Genomic DNA, 15075 nt, shown 5'->3' with positions numbered 1-15075 from the left:
CAATGGCTTCGACGAACGTAGTGGGCATTCTGGGCGGCATGGGCCCTGCGGCGGGGGCGGACTTCGTCCGGCTCTTCGTGCAGGCCTGCGCCCAGCAGATGCGCGCTCGCGGGGAGCCGGTGCGGGACCAGTCCTTTCCGGAGCACTGGCTGGCGCAGGTGCCGGTGCCTGACCGAACCGACGCGCTGGGTTCGGCAGAAACCGGCGCGCACCAGCCGCTCGAGCCGATGCTGCAGGCACTGGGGCGGCTGGCCGCGCTGGGCAGCCGGGCCGTGGCCATTGCCTGCAACACCGCGCATGCCTGGCATTCGCGGCTGCAGGAACGTTTTCCGCAGGTGGAACTGCTGCACATGGCGCGCGAGGTGGCGCAGCATCTTGCCGCGCAAGGGGCAGGCAATGTGGCGCTGATGGCCACCGAGGGCACCTACCGCGTGCGCCTCTATGAACATGCGCTGGCCGAAGCGGGGCTCGATTGCCTTGTGCCGCTGCAGGAAGAACGCCGCATCATCACGCGCGGCATCTTCGACGGCGTGAAGGCCGGAAACATGCGGCTGGCCGAAGAATGTTTTTCGCAGGTGGCGCTGCGGCTCGCGGAACGCCACGGGCCGGTCACCATCATCATGGGCTGCACCGAGGTGCCGCTCGGCCTGCAGGGCTCGACCGCGGTCGCCGGGCTGAACCTGGTCGATCCGGCGCAGGTACTGGCCGCCGCATTGGCGCGCCGCGCCTATCGCGACTGAAGACTTTAGGCCGCACTGCAACCCTGTTGACATCCGGGCCCTTGGGATACGGACCGCGCTGAATTCGCCTACATTGCGGCGTGCGTTTTCACGCATGTCCCTTGTCCGACGATTCAACTGGAGCCCTTCCCATGTCCCTTCGCGACGACAGCCGTTCCGATTTCGATTCGCTTCGCCCCGGCGAGAGCACAGAGCAGGGCGCCACGCGCCGCACCGCACTCAAGGCCGCCATCGGCGTGGGCTATGCGGCCGCCGTGATGCCGGTCGTGGCACAGACCGCCGTCAGCACCTCGGCCGAGGGCCTGAAGGCCGGGCCGATCAAATACACCGTCAACGGCTTCGAGGTGCCCGGCTATGCGGCCGCGCCGGCCGGCAAGACCGGCCTGCCGGTGATCCTGGTGATCCAGGAAATCTTCGGCGTGCACGAATACATTGCCGACACCTGCCGCCGCTTTGCGCAGCTCGGCTACCTGGCCATTGCCCCCGAGCTCTATGCGCGCCAGGGCGATCCGCGCGGCTACACCGACATTCCCAAGCTGCAGGCCGACATCGTGACCAAGGTGCCCGATGCGCAGGTCATGGCCGACCTGGACGGCGCGCTCGCGTATGCCGCGGCCAACGGCGGCAATGTTGCCAAGGCAGGCATCACCGGCTTCTGCTGGGGCGGCCGCATCGTGTGGCTCTATGCCGCCACCGGCAAGGTCAAGGCCGGCGTAGCCTGGTACGGCCGCCTGGTCGGCCAGCCGAGCGAATTGACGCCCAGGCACCCCGTCGATGTGGCGGCCAGCCTGCAGGCGCCGGTGCTCGGCTTGTACGGCGGAAAAGACCAGGGCATCCCGCTTGACACGGTTGATAAGATGAAAGCAGCGTTGGCAAATGGAACCCCGGCTGCCAAGGCTTCGAGCTTCGTCGTGTATCCCGAAGCAGGCCACGCGTTCCATGCCGACTACCGCCCGAGCTATGTGAAGAGCTCGGCCGATGACGGATGGCAGCGAGCCACGGCCTGGTTCAAAGCCAATGGCGTCGTCTGACGACGGCCTGTAGCCACTCACCGCCGAAGGCCGTCCACGTGACGGCCTTTCTCTTTTTATGAACGTTGTCGGGCGTCGGTGCCCATCGAAATTGCGCAAGCAGCTATGAATTTGATAGTGATCATCGCGGCGACCCTGGTTGCCGGCATCGGAAGCGTGTGGCTCGCGGCCTTGCTCTTGCGCGTGGGCGTGCGCAGCGGCTCGGGCGGAGTGAATTCGCAGCACCTGCTGAGCCTGGCTGCGGGGGCGCTGCTTGCCACCGCGTTCATGCACCTGTTGCCCGAGGCCTTCGAAAGCCGCATTCAGCCCGCGCTGCTGTTCGGCGTGCTGCTGTTCGGCCTGGTGTTCTTCTTTCTGCTCGACAAGGCCGAGCTCTGGCACCACGGGCACGAGCATCACCATGGCAGCCCCGCGCCAGGGCCGGTCGGCGCAGGGCACCAAGCGAATCACGCCGCGCACGATCATGCGCACGGCCACGCCCACGACCATGACCACGCCGACCACGGCCATTCGCACAGCCACGCGCCTCGCGCGGGCGGCGGCTGGGCCGTGCTCACCGGCGACAGCGTGCACTGCTTCGGCGACGGCATCCTGATTGCGTCGGCCTTCATCGCGGACATCCGCCTTGGCCTGGTGGCCGCCATTGCGGTGCTCGCGCACGAGGTGCCGCACCACATCGGCGACCTTGTCGTGCTGCGCCAGAGCTCGGCCAACCAGCGCGCGGCGCTGGTCAAGGTGTCGCTCGCCGGCACCATGACCATGCTGGGCGGCATCGTCGGATGGTGGCTGGTCGACCAGCTGCACGGCTGGTTGCCTTACTTCCTGGTGCTGGCCAGCAGCAGCTTCGTCTACGTGGCGCTGGCCGACCTGATTCCACAATTGCAAAAGCGCCTGCCCGCACGGCAGACCGCGGCGCAGATCGTGTGGCTGGTGGTGGGCATTGCACTCGTCACGCTCGTGAGCCGGCTTGCGCACGGCGAGCACGATCATGGCCACTCGGAACACGGTCACGCCGAGCACGGCCACTCGGAGCACGGCCATTCTCACGAAGGCGAAGGAGCCCCGGCGCACAAGGACTGACCTACAGCGCCGGCTCGATGGATACGTTCCGAAACCGACGCTGTTCCGGGGAATTGACGCACGGCACCTGAAAGAGGTGCAACATTGGGGGTCTGACGAATGTCTCGCTCATCCCATCGCCGAGGAACCGATCATGAACAACGTCGACGCCAAGAAGCGCCCCGCTCCGCCATCGCCCGAAGATGACGACGACGATTCGCCTGTCGACGACTTCGAGGAATCGGAATCGGAAGCCGCGGACGACCTGTCGGATGCAACCGGCATCGACCTGACCGATGCCAGCGAACTCGACGCCGACAACGTGCCGGCGGACGAAGAGTTTGCCCGCGTGATGAACGCGCCCGACTAAGCCGCTTTCGACGAGCTCTCTCGAGCTATCCAGCTGTTGCCGCAGCCGCTGCTGCCGCTGCTGCACGCAAGCGCTGCGGGCCGAGCATTTCGGCCGTAAGACCGAAGCCCGCAATGCGCTGCGGCACAGGCAGGCCCCGCGCGAGTGCCGCACATGCCTCGCCCATGGCTGCCGAAGTCTGGATGCCATAGCCACCCTGCGCCGCAAGCCAGAAGAAGCCGGGCGCCTCTGGCTCGAAGCCGCCCACCAGGTCGCCGTCGGCCACGAAGGAACGCAGGCCCGCCCAGGTGCGGGTGGGGCGGCGAATGGTGAGCGTGGTGGCTTCCTCGATGCGGTGGATGGCGAAGGCGACGTCCAGCTCTTCGGGCTGCACGTCCTGCGGTTCGACCGGATCGGCATTGGCCGGAGAACCGAGCAGCATGCCGGCGTCGGGCTTGATGTACCAGCCTTCATCGGCGCTGAACACCATGGGCCAGTGCGCCACGTTGCTGCCTTCGGGCGGCGCGAAGATGAAGGCCGAGCGCCGCCGCGGCTCGATGCCGATGGGCCGCACGCCCGCCAGTTGCGCAATGGTGTCGACCCACGCGCCCGCCGCGTTGATGACCACCGGCGCTTCGTAGACGACGTCGCCTGCCGTCACGCGCCAGCGGTCGTCCACGCGCTCGAGCGCGGTCACGCCGGCGTCGCACACTAGCTTGCCGCCGGCCTGCCGCATGCCGCGCAGATAGCCCTGGTGGATGGCGTGCACGTCCATGTCGGACGCATCGGGCTCATAGACGCCGCCCGCCACCTGTTCGGGCCGCAGCGCCGGCACCATCTCGATGGCTTCTTCGCTGCTGAGCCGCTGTGCGCCGGTGTTCATGGCGCGCAGCACCTCCCAGTGGGCTTCGAGCTCGGCCACATGATCGGCGTCGGCCACCATCAACGCGCCGCGCGGCGTGAGCAGCGGGTGCTCGGCAAAGCCCTCTGGCGGATGTTCGAGAAACGCGCGGCTTGCCATGGTGAGCGCGCGCACCTGCGCCGTGCCGTAGCTTTCCATGAAAAGCGCGGCCGAGCGGCCGGTGGAGTGGTAGCCGGGCTGGGCCTCGCGTTCGAGCAGGATCACGCGGGCATGCGGCGCGAGCCAGTATGCCACCGAGGCACCGGCAATGCCGCCGCCAATCACGAGATAGTCGGCCGCAACGGGCGCTGGTGTGTTGGAAGTCATTGGCGGAGTGTAGGTAGAAATTTGCGTATACGCAAATTTGCCCCGGGCCTGCTGAGAGGAGGTGGGACGCACCATGGTGGTGAAATTTGCGTCTCCGCAATTTGCGCATACGCAATTTCCGTGCATCGGCTGCGGGTACCGTGGCACGGATTCGGGCACTGGACTGGCAGAATCGTGCTGCACTACAAGAGAAAGCCAAGCGTGAATCCACACACGGGCAACAAGCCGCGAGCCAAGCCGGGGACAAAGCCGAAGGACGAACAGCCGGCGCTGGACCGCACCACCTTCGGCAACCGCCTGCGCACCGCGCGCAAGCGCTTCGGCTGGACGCTGGCGCAGCTGGCCGAGCGCTCGGGCGTGTCGATCACCACCATCTCGCGCGCGGAACGCGGGCAACTCGCGCTCGGGTACGAGAACTTCACCGCGCTGGGCCGCGCGCTCGAGATGGACATGAACGCGATGTTCGCGGGTGCCGGCGTCAAGCCCGCGCAGCTCGACGGGCCGGTGGTCACGCGCGCGGGCAAGGGCGTGGTGTACCGCGGCCTTTCAATCGCCTACGAGTTCCTGGGCACCACGGCCGCAGGCAAGCAGATGAGCCCGATCGTCGGCACCGTGCACGCGCGGCGCATTCACGGGCCCGAGGACTTCGTGAGGCATGCGGGAGAAGAGTTCGCCTATGTGCTTTCAGGCGAGATCGAAGTGCATTTCGACAACGGCAAGGTGGTGCGCCTTGCGCGCGGCGATTCGCTGTATTTCGACAGCCGCATCGGCCACGCCTACGTGAGCGTCAGCCGGCAGCTTGCAAAGATCGTGGGCATGACCACGGCGGAAAGCGGGCACATGAAGTCGGCGCGCGAGGCGCCTGAGGCGCCCGCTCCAAAGCCGGTACGCAAGGCCCGCTGAGGCGTCGCGCCACTGGGCCGGTCTACTTGGCGCCGCCCGAATACTTGGTGACGCTCGTCGCGTTCACGTGATAGCCGCTCACGCCCATCATCGAGTCGTTGCGCATGGTCTGCAGCTTGCCGGTGACCCACACGGTGTCCATGGCGCGGAACTTGGCGCCCTTTGACGTGACCACGTGCAGGATCTGGTTGGCCGGCGGCGGCGGCGTGTGAATGCAGGCGCCGAAGTAGGGCACGAGCAGGAACTCGGTCACTTCGCCCTTGGCTTCTTCGAGCGGCACGATGAAGCCCGGGATCTTGATCTCGGCGCCGTTCATCGCGGGATTGGTCGGCGCGTTGTTCGACACTTCCTGCATCTTCATGAGCAGCTCGTTGGCGCGCGGGTCGCCGTCGTTGAGCGAGCTCAGGTCCATGCCTTTGAACTCCTTGGCCGGGTCCCAGTCTTTCGGCACCAGTTCTTCCCAGGTGATCTGGCGCGGCTGGCCCGGCGTGCCCTTGGCTGCAGCAGCAGGTGCGGCCTTGCCGCCGAGTGGGTTCGATGCGGTCGTGTCCTTGGGCGCGGGGTCGGCGGCCCATGTCGCGGCTGCGAGGCCCGCACCGGCGAGCAGCATCGAAAGCCGGGTGAAAGCTCGGAACGTGGGGGTCTTCTTTGCAATGCGCATGGTTTCAAATCCTGGGTGAGAGACCGTCGGCAAGAGAGAGCCGGTAGGCACGAACGCCGGGCAGCAAGCTGGCAAGCCAGCCGGCCACCAGCAGGCTCGCCATCAGCAGCCATTCGTTCAGTGTAGGTTCTGAAAGGCTCAGTGTCAGCCCGAACTGCGACTGCAGCCATGGCGCGAGCAGGGCAATGCCCAGCACCGCCATGACCACACCCAGCGCCACGCCCAGCACGGTGACCATGGCGCCCTCGAGTGCAAGCAGCGCCAGCACCTGGCGCAGGCCGGCGCCCACGGCGCGCAGCACGGCAAGTTCGCGCCGCCGCTCGTTCAGGCTCGCCATCACCACTGAGACAAGGCCCGCAAGGCTCACCAGTGCGACCAGTGCCGACATCAGCAGCAATGCGTTTTCGCCGATGCCGATCACGCTCCACAGTTCGTCGAGCGCCACGCCCGGCAGGATGGCCATCAGCGGTTCGCCGTTGTAGGTGGAAATCCAGCGCTGCACGCCGAACACGGCGGAGCGGCTCTTCAGGCCCACGAGCGCGGCCGTCACGTTCTTGGGCGTGAGGTCGAACTTGCGCACCTGCTCGGCCGGGATCTTGACGCCGGGCATCGGCGCGCCGCCCACCCATTCGAGATGAATGGCCTCCATGGCCTCGAGTCCGATGTGCACCGTGCGGTCGACCGGCGTGCCGGTGCGGGCGAGCACGCCCACCACCGTGAAGGGCTTGTCGGCATGTTCGGCCGAATTGAGCTCGCCGCTGCCGTGGGCAAGGGTGATCTTCTGGCCGACGTGGTAGCCGAGCTTGTCGGCCACTTCGGCGCCCACCACCGCATCGAACAGCGCGCTGAAGGGCTTGCCCTCGCGCAGCTGCAGCGACTGGCGGTTGCCGTAGCGAAAGCGGGTGAAGTATTCGGGCGAGGTGGCCAGCACCGAGAAGCCGCGGTGCGAATCGCCGAGCGAAAGCGGCACCACCCAGTCGACGCCCTGGTGCGCGGCCAACGCCTGCACGCTCTTCCACGAGATGTTGTTGGTGGCCGCGCCGATGCGAAACACCGAATACAGCAGCAGCTGCGTGGAGCCCGTGCGCGCACCCACGATCAGGTCGGTGCCCGAGACGGAGGACGCGAAGTTCTCGCGCAGCTCGGTGCGGATGCGCTCCACACCCAGCAGCAGAAAGGTCGACAGCGCAATCGAGAACACGGTGAGCGCGAGCGTGAAGCGCCGGTTCCAGGCGCTGCGCCAGGCAATGGAAAAAAGGGCGCTCATCGGCGTGCCTTCATGCGTCCGCCGCCATTGCCGCGGTTGCTGCGCGATTGATGTCGGGCAGCAGCACATGCCGTGCAAAGCGCTGCGCAATGCGCTGGTCATGGCTCACGAACACCAGCGCGCTCTGGTTGGTTGCGCAGGCCGTCAGCAGCACGTCGAGAAAGGCCTCGCGCCGGTCTTCGTCGAGTGCGGAAGTGGGCTCGTCGGCAATCACCACCTCGGGATGGCCGATGAGCGCGCGCGCGGCCGCCACGCGCTGCTGCTGGCCGACCGACAACTGCATGGCCTGGCGCTTCCACAGGTTGTGGTCGAGACCCATCTGGTCGAGCAGGTGTTCGGCCTGTTCACGGGAGCTGCCACCGCGAGCGGCCTGCGCCTCGCGCCGCTGCGAGAAGCGGCAGGGCAGCAGCACGTTGTCGAGCACGCTCAGGTACGGCAGCAGGTTGAACTGCTGAAAGATATAGCCCACGTGCGCAACACGGCAGCGGTCGCGCGCGGCGCCGGAGAGCTGCGACCAGTCGTGCCCCAGCAGCGTGACGCGGCCTTCGTCCGCCACCAGCACGCCGGCCAGGAGCGACAGCAGCGTGCTCTTGCCGCAGCCGCTCGGGCCGTGCAAGAAGACCAGTTCCCCGGCCGTGATGCGCAAGGCCTCGATGTCGATGCAGGGCGTTTTCATGCCAGGCCACGCAAAGCACAGCGCTTCGGCGGCGAGCACAACGCGCAGCGGCGCCGACTCGGCCTCGGGGGCGATGCTCACGGTGTCACTTGCCCCAGCCAAGGCGCACGGGCTGGCTCGCCTGCGCACCGGCCGGGCGCTTGAGCTGGCGCTTGAACTGCCCTTGGGCCGAAGCAATCTGCGAATCGATCTGGCGCGTGCCCTTGAAGGCGGTGAACAGATTCACGTCGATGAACTTGGCCGCGGCCGCGTTGGTGCAGTTGAAAGAAAAGGTGGCGTCCAGGTCCGCATGGCCGGGTGGCTCGTTCGGGTCGGGGTTGCCGAGGCCCAGCGCGCTGGAGCGCAGGTCGACCGGGCCGAGCTTGCAGTTGGCGGCGGGGTCGACAACAAAGAGCTTGTCCGCTGCGCGCAATTGCGCGATGGCGTCTTCGGCGGTTTTCTTCTCGGCAGCCGTCTTGGGCGCGCGCTCGAAGCCAACGATGTTGTCGAGCGGCGACTCCATGTCGATCACCACCGTGGGGCCGTCGATGGCCACGTCGAGCTTGATCTGGCCGTGCACATGCGCGTGCTGCTGCTGGGCCTGCGCGGAAATCGAAAGAAAGGGTGCTGCAAACAGTGCAGCTGCTGCGAATGCGAGTCCGGATGAAATGCGTCGAAGTCGGATGTGTTTCATGGTTCTGCGCCTTGCCGGGTCGGCAGCCCCGGCGTGTTGCTCCATTCGCTCCAGCTGCCGGCATAGAGCGCGGTCGTCCCAAGCCCTGCGATCTGCATCGCAAGCAGGTTGGGCACCGCGCTCACGCCGCTGCCGCATTGGTGGACAACCGTCGCCGGATCGCGTTCCGCGAGCAGCGCTTCGAACTCGGCACGCAATTGCGATGCCGGCTTGAACTTGCCGTCGGGGCCGAGGTTTTCGGCGAAGGGCCGGTTCAGAGCCCCGGGGATGTGACCCGCAATCGGGTCCAGAGGTTCCATCTCTCCGCGATAACGCGCGGCGGCACGCGCGTCGATCAGCTGCTGGTCAGGCTGGCCGAGCCGGCGCGCTACCGTTTCGGTCGTCACGAGTTGCGCGAGCGGCTCGCCCGGCACAAAGTTCGACTGGAAGCGCGCAGGCTCCTCGCGGCTTGTGACTTCGCCGCCCGCGGCTTGCCATGCCTGCAGGCCGCCGTCGAGCACGGCCACTGCGTCGTGGCCCATCCACTTCAGCATCCACCAGAGCCGGCCGCAATAGTTGGCGCCGTTGCGGTCGTACACCACGGCCTGCATTTCGTTCGAAAAACCGATGCTCGACAGCCAGGCCGCGAACTTCTCGCGGCTCGGCAGCGGGTGGCGTCCGCCCGAGGCCGGCACGCCGTCTTCCTGGGCCACCACCACGTCGCCGTGCGCACCGGGCACACCGTGCTTCGCGCTGAGATCGGTGTCGAGGTTCGCAAACACGGCGCCCGGAATGTGGGCGGCGGCATATTGCTGCGCGCCGGCGTCGGGCTTCATGAGGTCGAAGCTGCAGTCGAAAACCATGAGCGGCGTACCGCCGGCTTGCAGCTGCTGGAGTTGTTCGACGCTGATGAGGGTGGTGTACATGGCGGGCTCCTTCGTTGTCGATGGGGTTCGATGCGATTCAGTGTTCTTCGGCCGGCGCCTTGGGCACTGCCCGCTGGCGAAGCACGGTGGCTGCGATGCCGCTCACGATGATGAGCGCCATGCCGGCCCAGCCGGCGGCATCGATGCGGTCGTCGAACAGCACCACGCTGTAGAACGCCGCGAAGACGATGCCGGAGTACTGCAGGTTGGCCACCACCAGCGTGCCGGCCTGCGTCTTGGCCGTGGCATAGGCGCGCGTCATGCAAAGTTGCCCGAGCGCGGCCAAAAGGCCGATCGGCAGCAGCCACAGCGCATGCTGCCACGTCCAAGAATTGCCACCCGAAAACCCGGTCGTGGCCGTGGCAAAGGCGCCGGCCACGGCCGAACCGACCGCGAAATAGAACACCGTGCGCAGTTCGGGTTCGCCGATGCGCGACAGCGCCACCACCTGCATGTACGCGAATGCGGCTGTGAGGCCGGACAGCAGGCCGAGCAGTCCCGCAAAGCCCTGGCTCGCATCCACGCTGGGCTTGAGCATGAGCACCACGCCCACAAAGCCGGCCAGCACGGTCAGCGCGAGCGTGCCCTGCAGCGGCGGGCGCTCGACACGGCCATCGCGCCCGGGCACCGGCACCCAGGCCAGCAGCGTGCCGCCGACCAGGAAGGCCGCAATCCACACGCTGCTCATGTAGTTGAGCGTGACGGCCGTGGCCAGCGGCATGTGGGCAATGGCATAGAACCACGCGCCGAGCGACACCACGCCGATGATGCTGCGCCAGGCATGCATGCCGGGATAACGGGTGCCGAGGGAAACGCCGCGGTTGCGCGCCAGCAGCCACAGGAACACGATGCCGATCAGGCCGCGGCCGAGCACCATTTCGCCGCTGTTGAACCAGGCCGAGGCGATCTTGACGACCACGCTCATGGTGGCGAACAAGAAGGCGCCGAGCACCATCCAGAGTGCTTGCACTATGGACTCAGGCGTTGTTCTGCATTGCGCCGCGGTACCACTCGTGGAACTGCTGCATGCCGTCTTCCATCGGGCTCTGGTAGGGGCCGCTCTCGTCGTCGCCGCGCAGCATCAGCGCGCGGCGGCCGGCATCCATGCGCTCGGCAATCTCGTCGTCTTCCACGCAGGTTTCCATGTAGGCGGCCTGCTGGGCCTCGACGAATTCGCGCTCGAAGGCGACGATTTCCTCGGGGTAGAAGAATTCCACCATGTTGAGGGTCTTGGTGGGGCTCACCGGGTGCAGTGTCGACACCGTGAGCACGTGCGGATACCACTCGATCATCACGTGCGGATAGTAGGTGAGCCAGATCGCGCCGTACTTCGGCGGCTTGCCCTCGCGGTACTTGAGCAGCTGCTCTTGCCACTTTTGATAGATGGGGCTGCCCGCGCGGCCGAGCCGGTTGGCCACGCCTACGGTTTGCACCGAGAAGTTGCGGTTGAACTCCCAGCGCAGGTCGTCGCAGGTCACGAAGCTGCCGAGGCCGGGGTGGAACGGACCGACGTGGTAGTCCTCGAGGTAGACCTCGATGAAGGTCTTCCAGTTGTAGTTGCACTCGTGCAGCTCGACGCGATCGAGCGCGTAGCCGGTGAAGTCAAGGTCGGCGCGCGGGCCGAGCTCGGCCATGTCGGCTGCCACGTCGCGCCCCACGCCGTTTGCGCCGCGCTCGAACAGGAGGCCGTTCCACTCCGTGAGCGGATAGTTGTGCAGGTTGAGGCAGGGGTCCTGGTCGAAATGCGGCGCGCCGATCAGCGTGCCCGTGGTGCGCGGGTCGCTCGCGGCGTAGGTCCAGCGATGCAGCGGGCAGACGATGTTGCCGCCGGTCTGGTTGTCGAGCTGGCCGCGGCCCTGCAGGATGAGCGCCTGCCGGTGGCGGCACACGTTGGAAATGAGTTCCACCCCCTTGGGCGTGTGCACCAGCGCGCGGCCCTGGTGCTCTTGCGGCAGCGTGTGGAAGTCGCCCAGTTCGGGCACCGCCAGGCGATGGCCCACGTAGCGCGGACCTTGCGCGAACAGCGTTTGCATTTCGCGCGCGTAAAGCGACTCGTCGAAGTACGCGGAAACTGGAAGTTGGCTCGTGGCCTGCTGCAGTTGAAGACTTAAATCAGACATGGAGGACCTGACCAAGCTCCCCACAGGGAGAAAAAAGAGAAAAACGGAAGGCGCCGTCTGGGAGGGCAACGGCCCGAAGAGTTGTGCCGGCGCGGCCGGCAGGGGAACACGCGATTGTACCCAAGGGGGCACCGCAGTGCCCGCAGCCTTTCGTATGCCATTGCGGCAGATCCGGAACCGCGGCGTCCGCTCATCGGTGCGCCCTTTGCCGGGCGCTCCGGGAAGACCGGCGGCCATTCGGTTCCCCGCCCTAAAATGCCCGATTTCATACTTGTTCTCTCGCATGCCCAAGGTCCCTTCTTCCGCCGCCTCCAGCCCGGCGCCCACGCCCGACACCGGGCCGCTGCCGGCCAGCTACGAAGCCGGGCTCCAGGAGTTGGAACAATTGGTTGCAGAGCTCGAGTCGGGCCAACTGCCGCTCGACCAGTTGCTTGGCAGCTACCAGCGCGGTGCCGCGCTGCTCGCTTTTTGCCGCGAGAAGCTCCAGGCTGTCGAAGACCAGATCAAGGTGCTGGACGCGGGCAGCCTCAAGCCCTGGACGGCCGAATGAGCGCCGCGGTAGTGGACTGGGACGCCGCGCGGCTCACCAACTGGAGTGAACCGCATCTGGCGCGTGTAGAAGCCGCGCTGTCGCGCTGGGTCGGCGTCGATGCACCGGTGCTGCTCGGCGACGCGATGCGCTATGCCGTGCTCGACGGCGGCAAGCGGCTGCGGCCTTTGCTGGTGCTGGCCGCGAGCGAAGCGGTGGGCGGCAATGTGGCCGCGGCGCTGCGCGCGGCCTGCGCAACCGAACTCATCCATGCCTATTCACTTGTGCACGACGACCTGCCCTGCATGGACAACGACGTTCTGCGCCGGGGCAAGCCCACCGTGCATGTGAAATTCGGCGAGGCCGATGCGCTGCTGGCCGGCGATGCCTTGCAGGCCTTGGCCTTCGAACTGCTGACGCCCGAAGGCGACGAGATTCCCGCAGCCACCCAGGCCACGCTGTGCCGCCTGCTAGCGCGTGCCGCAGGCAGCCAGGGCATGGCCGGCGGGCAGGCGATCGACCTGGCCAGCGTCGGCCTGGCGCTGAATGAAGCGCAGTTGCGTGAAATGCACCGCCTGAAAACCGGCGCGCTGCTGCAGGGCAGCGTCGAGATGGGTGCCGCCTGCGCCGCCAACGTGGCGCCCACCGCGCTGGCCTCGCTGCGCGACTACGGCGCCGCCATTGGTCTGGCGTTCCAGGTGGTCGACGACATCCTCGACGTGACCGCCGATTCGCAAACCCTTGGCAAGACGGCCGGCAAGGACGCGGCCGCGGACAAGCCCACTTATGTCTCGCTGTGGGGCCTCGACGGCGCGCGTGCGCAGGCAAAACAGCTGCTCGCCGAATCGCTCGCGGCACTCGAGCGCAGCGGCCTCGCCGATACCGCGGCACTGCGTGCGCTGGCCCACATGGTCGTCGACCGCGACCGATGAACTGCTGAACAGATGGACAAGAAGAACCACGACGCTCCCATGGCCCCGCTGCTTCCCACGCTCCACGATCCCTCGCCCATCCGCCAGTTCGACCGGGCCCAGCTCAAGCAGCTGTCCGACGAAGTGCGCGCCTGCGTGCTCGACAACGTCTCGCGCACCGGCGGGCACCTGAGTTCCAACCTTGGAACGGTAGAGCTCACGGTCGCGCTGCACCATGTGTTCAACACGCCGCACGACCGCCTGGTGTGGGACGTGGGCCACCAGACCTATCCGCACAAGATTCTCACGGGCCGGCGCGAGCGCATGCCCACGCTGCGGCAGATCGGCGGCATCTCGGGCTTTCCGCAGCGCAGCGAGAGCGAATACGACACCTTCGGCACCGCGCACTCGTCGACCAGCATCTCGGCCGCGCTCGGCATGGCCATGGCCGCCAAGCAGAAGGGCGAAGACCGCCATGCGGTCGCGATCATCGGCGACGGCGCGCTCACGGCCGGCATGGCCTTCGAGGCGCTCAACAACGCCGGCGTGTGCGACTGCAAGCTGCTGGTGATCCTGAACGACAACGACATGTCGATCAGCCCGCCAGTGGGCGCGCTCAACCGCTACCTTGCGCAGCTGATGAGCGGCAACTTCTACGCCGCCGCCAAGAACGTGGGCAAGAGCGTGCTGCGCGCCGCGCCGCCGCTGTTCGAGTTGGCCAAGCGCTTCGAGCAGCATGCCAAGGGCATGGTGGTTCCGGCCACGCTGTTCGAGCAGTTCGGCTTCAACTACGTGGGCCCCATCGACGGGCACGACATCGATTCGCTGGTGCCCACGCTCGAAAACCTCAAGCACCTGGACGGCCCGCAGTTCCTGCACGTGGTCACCAAGAAGGGGCAGGGCTACAAGCTGGCCGAGGCCGACCCCGTGGCCTATCACGGCCCCGGCAAGTTCGATCCTCAGGTGGGGCTGGTCAAGCCCGTCGCCGTGGCCAAGCAGACCTTCACGCAGGTCTTCGGCCAGTGGCTCTGCGACATGGCAGCGCATGACGGCCGCCTGGTGGGCATCACGCCGGCCATGCGCGAAGGCTCGGGGCTGGTCGAGTTCGAGCAGCGCTTTCCCGATCGCTACTACGACGTCGGCATTGCCGAGCAGCATGCCGTGACCTTCGCGGCCGGCCTTGCATGCGAAGGCCTGAAGCCGGTGGTTGCCATCTATTCGACCTTTCTGCAGCGCGCCTACGACCAGCTGATTCACGACGTTGCCATCCAGAACCTGCCCGTGGTGTTTGCGCTCGACCGCGCGGGCCTGGTGGGTGCCGACGGCGCCACGCATGCGGGCGCCTACGACATTCCGTTCCTGCGCTGCATTCCCAACATGAGCATTGCGTGCCCGGCCGACGAGCGCGAATGCCGCCAGCTGCTGTCGAGCGCCTACGAACAGAACCATCCGGTGGCCGTGCGCTATCCGCGCGGGGCCGGTGCCGGCGTTACGCCGCACCTGGCGCTCGATGCATTGCCGTTCGGCAAGGGCGAAGTGCGCCGCGAAGGCAAGCGCATTGCGATCCTCGCGTTCGGCACCTTGCTGTACCCCGCGCTCACCGCGGCCGAATCGCTCGACGCGACGGTGGTCAACATGCGCTGGGCCAAGCCGCTCGACGTCGAGCTGCTGCTGCAGGTGGCGGGCACGCACGACGCCATCGTCACGCTCGAAGAAGGCGCGGTGATGGGCGGCGCGGGCAGTGCGGTGCTCGAGGCGTTGCAGGCGGCCAACGTTCAGAAGCCGGTGCTGCAGCTGGGCCTGCCCGACCGCTTCATCGAGCATGGCGATCCGGCCAAGCTGCTCGCGTCCATCGGCCTCGACGCGACGGGCATCGAAGCCTCCATCGCTCGGCGCTTCGGCTCCGTCGCAGGGTAAACCCCGGCGGGTTGCCTGTAAGCAGGTTTTTACAATCGCCACGACTTACGAAAGTCGTCGACGCGGCCACAAGCCGCGTTTCGTTTTTTCCAATGCACTCGGAGTG

At 66.9% G+C, this 15075-nt stretch carries 16 protein-coding genes; 8 read left to right on the top strand and 8 right to left on the bottom strand.

Features of this window, described 5'->3' with window-relative positions; translation table 11 throughout:
- The first annotated feature begins 2 nt into the window (after positions 1–2).
- The 4 genes from V9L20_RS03120 (at position 3) to V9L20_RS03105 (ending at position 3200) form a co-directional block, all read left to right on the top strand.
- Entirely contained in the window at positions 3–740 is a 738-nt protein-coding gene (locus tag V9L20_RS03120; RefSeq protein ID WP_337295455.1) for an aspartate/glutamate racemase family protein, read from the top strand.
- 131 nt (positions 741–871) lie between these two features.
- On the top strand, positions 872–1771 hold the full coding sequence (locus V9L20_RS03115; protein WP_337295454.1) for a dienelactone hydrolase family protein: 900 nt from the start codon (positions 872–874) through the stop codon (positions 1769–1771).
- Between the two features lie 105 nt (positions 1772–1876).
- Positions 1877–2851: a ZIP family metal transporter gene (locus V9L20_RS03110; protein ID WP_337295453.1), complete on the top strand. Its 975-nt coding sequence runs from the start codon at positions 1877–1879 to the stop codon at positions 2849–2851.
- Between the two features lie 133 nt (positions 2852–2984).
- On the top strand, positions 2985–3200 hold the full coding sequence (locus tag V9L20_RS03105; protein WP_126749779.1) for a hypothetical protein: 216 nt from the start codon (positions 2985–2987) through the stop codon (positions 3198–3200).
- A gap of 25 nt (positions 3201–3225) precedes the next feature.
- Here V9L20_RS03105 and V9L20_RS03100 read toward each other — a convergent pair whose 3' ends face one another.
- Positions 3226–4407, bottom strand: a complete 1182-nt coding sequence (locus V9L20_RS03100; RefSeq protein ID WP_337295452.1) for an NAD(P)/FAD-dependent oxidoreductase — start codon at positions 4405–4407, stop codon at positions 3226–3228.
- A 201-nt stretch (positions 4408–4608) separates the two neighbouring features.
- On the opposite strand from V9L20_RS03100, the gene V9L20_RS03095 reads away from it, so the two are divergent.
- Entirely contained in the window at positions 4609–5310 is a 702-nt protein-coding gene (locus V9L20_RS03095; RefSeq protein WP_258504976.1) for a helix-turn-helix domain-containing protein, read from the top strand.
- 22 nt (positions 5311–5332) lie between these two features.
- Here V9L20_RS03095 and V9L20_RS03090 read toward each other — a convergent pair whose 3' ends face one another.
- The 7 genes from V9L20_RS03090 to V9L20_RS03060 are packed head-to-tail and all read right to left on the bottom strand — an operon-like array spanning position 5333 to position 11612.
- Positions 5333–5971: a DUF3299 domain-containing protein gene (locus tag V9L20_RS03090; protein WP_337295451.1), complete on the bottom strand. Its 639-nt coding sequence runs from the start codon at positions 5969–5971 to the stop codon at positions 5333–5335.
- Between the two features lie 4 nt (positions 5972–5975).
- Positions 5976–7238 carry an ABC transporter permease gene (locus tag V9L20_RS03085; RefSeq protein ID WP_337295450.1) on the bottom strand — a complete coding sequence of 421 codons (1263 nt, stop codon included), beginning with the start codon at positions 7236–7238 and terminating at the stop codon, positions 5976–5978.
- A gap of 10 nt (positions 7239–7248) precedes the next feature.
- On the bottom strand, positions 7249–7995 hold the full coding sequence (locus V9L20_RS03080; RefSeq protein ID WP_337295449.1) for an ABC transporter ATP-binding protein: 747 nt from the start codon (positions 7993–7995) through the stop codon (positions 7249–7251).
- Between the two features lie 4 nt (positions 7996–7999).
- Complete coding sequence (locus V9L20_RS03075) at positions 8000–8587, bottom strand: DUF2796 domain-containing protein (RefSeq protein WP_337295448.1); 588 nt, start codon at positions 8585–8587, stop codon at positions 8000–8002.
- Positions 8584–9492 carry a sulfurtransferase gene (locus V9L20_RS03070; RefSeq protein ID WP_337295447.1) on the bottom strand — a complete coding sequence of 303 codons (909 nt, stop codon included), beginning with the start codon at positions 9490–9492 and terminating at the stop codon, positions 8584–8586. The genes V9L20_RS03075 and V9L20_RS03070 overlap by 4 nt, the downstream gene beginning before the upstream one ends.
- Before the next feature lie 37 nt (positions 9493–9529).
- A complete protein-coding gene (locus V9L20_RS03065) occupies positions 9530–10447 on the bottom strand; it encodes a DMT family transporter (protein WP_337295675.1) in 918 nt (305 codons plus the stop codon).
- A gap of 22 nt (positions 10448–10469) precedes the next feature.
- The gene (locus V9L20_RS03060) at positions 10470–11612 is read right to left on the bottom strand and encodes an aromatic ring-hydroxylating oxygenase subunit alpha (RefSeq protein WP_337295446.1); all 1143 of its coding nucleotides are present in this window, start codon (positions 11610–11612) and stop codon (positions 10470–10472) included.
- Positions 11613–11895: 283 nt separating this feature from the next.
- Here V9L20_RS03060 and xseB point away from each other — a divergent pair, with 283 nt between their 5' ends.
- The 3 genes from xseB to dxs are packed head-to-tail and all read left to right on the top strand — an operon-like array spanning position 11896 to position 14969.
- Complete coding sequence (xseB, locus tag V9L20_RS03055; RefSeq protein WP_126749770.1) at positions 11896–12162, top strand: exodeoxyribonuclease VII small subunit; 267 nt, start codon at positions 11896–11898, stop codon at positions 12160–12162.
- A complete protein-coding gene (locus V9L20_RS03050; protein WP_337295445.1) occupies positions 12159–13073 on the top strand; it encodes a polyprenyl synthetase family protein in 915 nt (304 codons plus the stop codon). Before xseB ends, V9L20_RS03050 begins: the two co-directional genes overlap by 4 nt.
- Positions 13074–13112: 39 nt before the next feature.
- Positions 13113–14969 carry a 1-deoxy-D-xylulose-5-phosphate synthase gene (dxs, locus tag V9L20_RS03045; protein WP_337295674.1) on the top strand — a complete coding sequence of 619 codons (1857 nt, stop codon included), beginning with the start codon at positions 13113–13115 and terminating at the stop codon, positions 14967–14969.
- Positions 14970–15075: the final 106 nt, after the last annotated feature.

Origin of the sequence: Variovorax sp. CCNWLW225 (assembly GCF_037204045.1) — a bacterium.
In the GTDB taxonomy this organism is placed as follows: domain Bacteria; phylum Pseudomonadota; class Gammaproteobacteria; order Burkholderiales; family Burkholderiaceae_C; genus Variovorax.
The sequence above is the reverse complement of the archived record's forward strand: the minus strand, read 5'-3'. Positions and strand labels throughout refer to the sequence as shown.

Bases quoted from the DNA above. Each gene is read 5' to 3' on its own strand.
- V9L20_RS03120 (WP_337295455.1), top strand. From the start codon at position 3: ATGGCTTCGACGAACGTAGTGGGCATTCTGGGCGGCATGGGCCCTGCG.
- V9L20_RS03115 (WP_337295454.1), top strand. From the start codon at position 872: ATGTCCCTTCGCGACGACAGCCGTTCCGATTTCGATTCGCTTCGCCCC.
- V9L20_RS03110 (WP_337295453.1), top strand. From the start codon at position 1,877: ATGAATTTGATAGTGATCATCGCGGCGACCCTGGTTGCCGGCATCGGA.
- V9L20_RS03105 (WP_126749779.1), top strand. From the start codon at position 2,985: ATGAACAACGTCGACGCCAAGAAGCGCCCCGCTCCGCCATCGCCCGAA.
- V9L20_RS03100 (WP_337295452.1), bottom strand. From the start codon at position 4,407: ATGACTTCCAACACACCAGCGCCCGTTGCGGCCGACTATCTCGTGATT.
- V9L20_RS03090 (WP_337295451.1), bottom strand. From the start codon at position 5,971: ATGCGCATTGCAAAGAAGACCCCCACGTTCCGAGCTTTCACCCGGCTT.
- V9L20_RS03085 (WP_337295450.1), bottom strand. From the start codon at position 7,238: ATGAGCGCCCTTTTTTCCATTGCCTGGCGCAGCGCCTGGAACCGGCGC.
- V9L20_RS03075 (WP_337295448.1), bottom strand. From the start codon at position 8,587: ATGAAACACATCCGACTTCGACGCATTTCATCCGGACTCGCATTCGCA.
- V9L20_RS03070 (WP_337295447.1), bottom strand. From the start codon at position 9,492: ATGTACACCACCCTCATCAGCGTCGAACAACTCCAGCAGCTGCAAGCC.
- V9L20_RS03065 (WP_337295675.1), bottom strand. From the start codon at position 10,447: ATGGTGCTCGGCGCCTTCTTGTTCGCCACCATGAGCGTGGTCGTCAAG.
- V9L20_RS03060 (WP_337295446.1), bottom strand. From the start codon at position 11,612: ATGTCTGATTTAAGTCTTCAACTGCAGCAGGCCACGAGCCAACTTCCA.
- xseB (WP_126749770.1), top strand. From the start codon at position 11,896: ATGCCCAAGGTCCCTTCTTCCGCCGCCTCCAGCCCGGCGCCCACGCCC.
- V9L20_RS03050 (WP_337295445.1), top strand. From the start codon at position 12,159: ATGAGCGCCGCGGTAGTGGACTGGGACGCCGCGCGGCTCACCAACTGG.
- dxs (WP_337295674.1), top strand. From the start codon at position 13,113: ATGGCCCCGCTGCTTCCCACGCTCCACGATCCCTCGCCCATCCGCCAG.